This is a genomic window from Brevundimonas sp. (assembly GCF_031082345.1).
Classification (GTDB): domain Bacteria; phylum Pseudomonadota; class Alphaproteobacteria; order Caulobacterales; family Caulobacteraceae; genus Brevundimonas.
The window spans coordinates 1-4,773 of sequence record NZ_JAVHLH010000212.1; the positions used below are offsets into that span (position 1 = coordinate 1).

Consider the following 4,773-nt stretch of genomic DNA (forward strand, 5'->3'; position numbering starts at 1 on the left):
CGGCTATCTGCCGCAGGAGCGGCGCATCGCCTGGAACCTGCCGGCGGTCGAGGTCGCGGCGCTGGGGGCGCCGTTCCTCGCCCCGCACGAGGCGTTGGCGCGGGCCCGGAGGGCGCTGGCCGAGGTCGAGGCGGGCAAGGCCTTCCTGCTCCAGGGCGGCGACTGCGCCGAGAGCTTCAAGGAGTTCTCGACCGACAACATCCGCGACACCTTCCGCCTGATCCTGCAGATGGCCGTGGTCCTGACCTTCGCGGGCCGCAAGCCGGTGGTGAAGGTCGGCCGCATCGCCGGCCAGTTCGCCAAGCCGCGCTCCTCCTCGCTGGAGACCATCGGCGACCAGACCCTGCCCAGCTATCGCGGCGACATCATCAACGGCATGGGCTTCACGCCGCAGGAGCGGGTCCCGGATCCGCAGCGGCTGATCCGGGCCTACAACCAGTCGGCCTCGACCCTGAACCTGCTGCGCGCTTTCGCCGGCGGCGGCTACGCCGACCTGTACAACATCCACCGCTGGACCATGGGGTTCGCGACCGACAGCGCCTACGGCGCCAAATACCGCGACCTGGCCGACAAGATCACCGAGGCCCTGGCCTTCATGGAGGCGGTCGGCGTCACCCCCGAGAGCCATCCGGACCTCAGCCGGGTCGAGGTCTTCACCAGTCACGAGGCCCTGCTGCTCAACCTCGAGAGCGCCCTGACCCGTCTCGACGGCGCCACCGGCGAATGGTTCGACACCTCCGCCCACATGATCTGGATCGGCGAGCGAACGCGCCAGCTGGACGGCGCCCACATCGAGTTCGCCCGCGGCGTCAGGAACCCGATCGGCCTGAAGTGCGGCCCGACCATGGAGCCGGACGACCTGCTGGCCCTCATCGACGTGCTCAACCCCGACAACACCCCCGGCCGCCTGACCCTGATCGGCCGCTTCGGATCGGACAAGGTCGCCGACCGCCTGCCGCGCCTGATGAAGGCGGTGAAGGCCGAGGGCCGCCGCGTGGTCTGGTCGATCGACCCGATGCACGGCAACACCCTCAAGGCCGGCAACGGCTACAAGACCCGCCCGTTCGAGCGCATCCTCGGCGAGGTCCGGGGCTTCATCGACGTGGCCGAGGCCGAGGGCGTCCATCCGGGCGGCGTCCACCTCGAGATGACCGGCCAGAACGTCACCGAATGCCTCGGCGGCGCCCAGGCCCTGACCGAGGACGACCTCAGCAGCCGCTACCACACCCACTGCGACCCGCGCCTCAACGCCGACCAGGCGCTGGAGCTGGCCTTCCTCGTCGCCGAGCGGCTCAAGTCCGGCCGCCGTTCGCAGTCCGAGGCGGCCTGAGGTGGAGGGGCCCGGAGCGCCCGCCGAAGAGTCCGCACCCGGCCGCTGCGCCTATCAGGGCGCGCCGGGCGCCTTCAGCCACGAAGCCTGCCTCGACCTGCGGCCGTGGGACGAGCCCGTCGCCTACGACAGCTTTGAGGCCGCCATCGGCGCCCTGAAGGCGGGGGAGGCGGGGTGCGCCCTGATCCCGGTCGAGAACACCACCATCGGCCGCGTCGAGCCCGCCGCCACCCTCGTCGAACAGGCCGGTCTGACCGTGGTGTCCGAGGTCTGGCGGCCGATCCGGCTGGCCCTGATGGCCCCGGCCGGCGCCCGGCTCGGCGACATCAGGACCGCTGAAAGCCATCCCGCCGCCCTCGGCCAGTGCTTAGCCACCCTCGGGGCCCTGGGCATCGAGCCGGTCGAGGCCTACGACACCGCCGGCGCGGCCCGCGCCGTGGCCGAGGCCCGCGATCCCACCCGCGCCGCCGTCGCGCCGTCCCGGGCGGCCGAGGTCTATGAGCTGTCGATTCTGCGCAACGACATCCAGGATTCGGCCGATAACCGCACGCGCTTTGTGCTGTTGAGCGCCTGACCGCTTGACGGCGCACGATCCTTGCGCCCAATGACCCCCATGGTCCGTTCGCCAGCCCCCGCTGCGACTGCATTCGCCGGCTTCACCGCCGCCGCGGACCTGTATTTCTACGGCTTTCGATACGCCGGCTGAGGCGTCGGGCATCGCGTCCTGACCGCCTCGCCGGCGACCGCTCCGCGACGGAGCGGCGGCTCGCAAAACGCCTGAAACCCGTCTCGAAATCGAAAGTCCCCCCGTGCCCCACACCCGTACCGCGCCCGCCCTCCAGCAGGTCTGGCCCGCCCCCCTCGACGTCTCGCCGGAACAGATGGCCCTGGCCGCCCTGCGTCACGAGATCGACGTCCTCGACGATCAGCTGCTCGCCCTGTTCGAGCGTCGCCTCGCCATCGCCGCCCGCGTCGGCAAGGCCAAGGACGCGCCCTGCGGCCCCCACGTCAAACTGCGTCCCGACCGCGAGCAGGCCGTCCTCGACCGCGTCCTCGCCCAGGCCGGGCCGGACAACCGCGAGGCCGTCGAATCCCTCTGGCGCCAGATCGTCGGCTGGGGCCTGGCCCGTCAGGGCCGGATCAAGGTGCAGGTCTGGTCGCCGGTCGAGCCGACCCGCGCCTTCGACGGCGCCCGCCTGCGCTTCGGCGCGGCCGCGGACATGAAGGCGGTGCGCGATCCCCAGGCCGCCCTCGCCTGGGCCGCCGAGGGCCACGGCGTCGCCGTCCTGGCGGTCAATGCGGGCGATCCGTGGTGGACCGGCCTGCGCCGCGAATGGTCGGCGCTTAGCGTCTTCGACGGCTTCGGCGGCGATACCCCGACGGCGCTGGCGGTCGGCCGCATCGATCCGGCGGCCCTGCCCGCCGGACGCCGGGTGCTGGTCACGGCGGGGGGCGACGCGGGGGACGGCTCCGGCCTTCGCCGCCGCGGCCTCGACACCCACCACGGCTGGACCCTCTCGCTCACCGACGCGGCCCTGCCGGTCGGCGGCGACGAGGGCTGCGTCGGGGCGATCGGCTAGGTCGAGGGCGCGAGCACCGGGGCGCCGCGCGGCGGAGGGCTCCGCTCCAGGTCGGCGATCAGGGCGTTCATCTCGGCGATCTCCCGCCGCTGGGCCTCGATGATCTCATCGGCCAGCTTGCGGACGCGCGGGTCCCGGATTTGCGCCCGCTCGCTGGTCATGATGGCGATGGAATGGTGCGGGATCATCGCCTTCATGAACGCCACGTCGCCGACCGTCTGCTGGCTGCGGACCAGCGTCAGGGCCCCCGCGAACACCACGGCCGCGCCCGCCAGAATGGCGGTGTTGACGCGGCGGTCCGGATACATCTTCAGCATGAACAGCAGCATGATCGCCGCCATCGTCGCTCCCATGATCAGTGCCATGAAAGCTCGGGTCTCGCTGAAGCGGACATGCTCGACGGCATAGGTGTTCAGATACATCAGGCCGAACATGACCACCGTCGAGACGGCGATCATGGCGGCGAAGCGGGCATAGCTCATCGTTGGTCTCCTGCTGCGGTGGCAGGAGAACGGGCCAGTCCCGCGTCGGGTTCAGACGGGCAGGTTGTCGATCAGCCGGGTCTTGCCCACCCAGGCCGCGGCGAGGACCCGGGCGGGCGCATCGACGGAGCCGCCCTCAAACTCGGTGAGATCGTCCGCCCGCCGCACCGCGACATAGTCGACGTGGCTGAAACCGGCGTGCAGCAGGGCCTCGCGGGCCTCGGCCTCGACGGCGGGGAGGGCGGCGCCCGTCGCGACCCGCGCGCCCGCCTCCGCCAGCACCCCGTTCAGCCGCCGCGCCACCTCCAGCTGGTCCTCCGACAGGTAGGCGTTGCGCGAAGACAGGGCGAGGCCGTGGCCGTCGCGGATGGTCGGCGAGCCGACGATCTCGACCGGAATATCGAGGTCGCGCACCAGCCTCTTAATCACGATCAACTGTTGATAGTCCTTCTCTCCGAACACGGCGACGTCCGGCTGGACCTGGTTCAGCAGCTTGGCGACCACCAGGGCGACGCCGCCGAACATGTGCGGCCGCGCGGCGCCTTCCAGCGCCTCCGCCGGAGCGCCGACCGAGATCGTGGTCGTCGCGTCCGCCGGATACATCTCCTCGACCGCCGGCGCATACATCAGCGCGCAGCCTGCCCCGGCCAGAAGCTCGGCGTCGCGCGCCTCCTGCCGCGGATAGGAGCCGAGATCCTCGTGGGCCGCGAACTGGGTGGGATTGACGAACACGCTGGCGATCACCCGATCCGCCCGCTGGCCGGCTTCCCGCACCAGGGCCAGGTGGCCTTCGTGCAGGGCCCCCATGGTCGGCACGAATCCGACGGTGAACCCCTGCCGCTTCCAGCCGCTTACCGTCTGGCGCAGCGCCGCGATCGTGCGGGCCATGGGCAGGTCAGGAGTGTCGGGCATGGTGAACGGATTAACCCTTCGCCTTAAGCGTGCTTGTGAACCGCGCTTCAAAGCCCGGCGTGCCAATGTGCCGCTTATGACGCCGAGCCTCATCATCCGTCCAGTGCTGGCCTGTCTCGCCGCCGGCGCCCTGTCCGCCTGCGGCATGGTCGAGGCCGACCCGCACCGGTTTGAAAACATGGCCAAGGCCGTCGCCGCCATCCCTCTGGACGGCCAGGCGGAGCGGGGCGAGGTCCGCAAGCCCGTGGTCCGGACCGCCGCCGAGGCCGGTCTGCGCCCGGCGCTGCAGGTGCAGGTGATGGACCCGCACGCTCTGTGGGACGCCCGCGACGGGGGCCTGCGTGGTCTGGCCGAGGAACAGGGGCAGCGTCTCGCCGCCGCCGCCGCGCCCGCTGTGGCCGACGCCGTGGTCCGCAACGTCTCCAACCGCATCGACAGCGCCGCCGCCCAGGCGGGGCTTCGGCCCGCC

At 71.6% G+C, this 4,773-nt stretch carries 5 protein-coding genes and 1 pseudogene; 4 read left to right on the forward strand and 2 right to left on the reverse strand.

Going from position 1 to position 4,773, the window contains the following annotated elements; genetic code table 11:
* Positions 1-61: 61 nt before the first annotated feature.
* From RDU12_RS12330 to RDU12_RS12340, 3 genes are all read left to right on the forward strand, one after another.
* A complete protein-coding gene (locus RDU12_RS12330) occupies positions 62-1,330 on the forward strand; it encodes a class II 3-deoxy-7-phosphoheptulonate synthase (RefSeq protein ID WP_308684865.1) in 1,269 nt (422 codons plus the stop codon).
* Between the two features lies 1 nt (position 1,331).
* Complete coding sequence (locus tag RDU12_RS12335; protein WP_308684859.1) at positions 1,332-1,904, forward strand: prephenate dehydratase domain-containing protein; 573 nt, start codon at positions 1,332-1,334, stop codon at positions 1,902-1,904.
* A gap of 235 nt (positions 1,905-2,139) precedes the next feature.
* On the forward strand, positions 2,140-2,910 hold the full coding sequence (locus RDU12_RS12340) for a chorismate mutase (protein WP_308684860.1): 771 nt from the start codon (positions 2,140-2,142) through the stop codon (positions 2,908-2,910).
* Here RDU12_RS12340 and RDU12_RS12345 read toward each other — a convergent pair.
* Together RDU12_RS12345 and panC are read right to left on the reverse strand one after the other, a co-directional pair.
* Positions 2,907-3,392: a DUF305 domain-containing protein gene (locus RDU12_RS12345; protein WP_300293259.1), complete on the reverse strand. Its 486-nt coding sequence runs from the start codon at positions 3,390-3,392 to the stop codon at positions 2,907-2,909. The genes RDU12_RS12340 and RDU12_RS12345 overlap by 4 nt on opposite strands.
* A gap of 51 nt (positions 3,393-3,443) precedes the next feature.
* On the reverse strand, positions 3,444-4,304 hold the full coding sequence (panC, locus tag RDU12_RS12350; protein ID WP_308684863.1) for a pantoate--beta-alanine ligase: 861 nt from the start codon (positions 4,302-4,304) through the stop codon (positions 3,444-3,446).
* 76 nt (positions 4,305-4,380) lie between these two features.
* Between panC and RDU12_RS12355 the strand changes: the two are divergent.
* Positions 4,381-4,773, forward strand: a pseudogene (locus tag RDU12_RS12355) (hypothetical protein); the annotation flags it as partial.

Coding starts and splice junctions, on each gene's coding strand:
- RDU12_RS12345 (WP_300293259.1), bottom strand. CDS start 3,392: ATGAGCTATGCCCGCTTCGCCGCCATGATCGCCGTCTCGACGGTGGTC.
- panC (WP_308684863.1), bottom strand. CDS start 4,304: ATGCCCGACACTCCTGACCTGCCCATGGCCCGCACGATCGCGGCGCTG.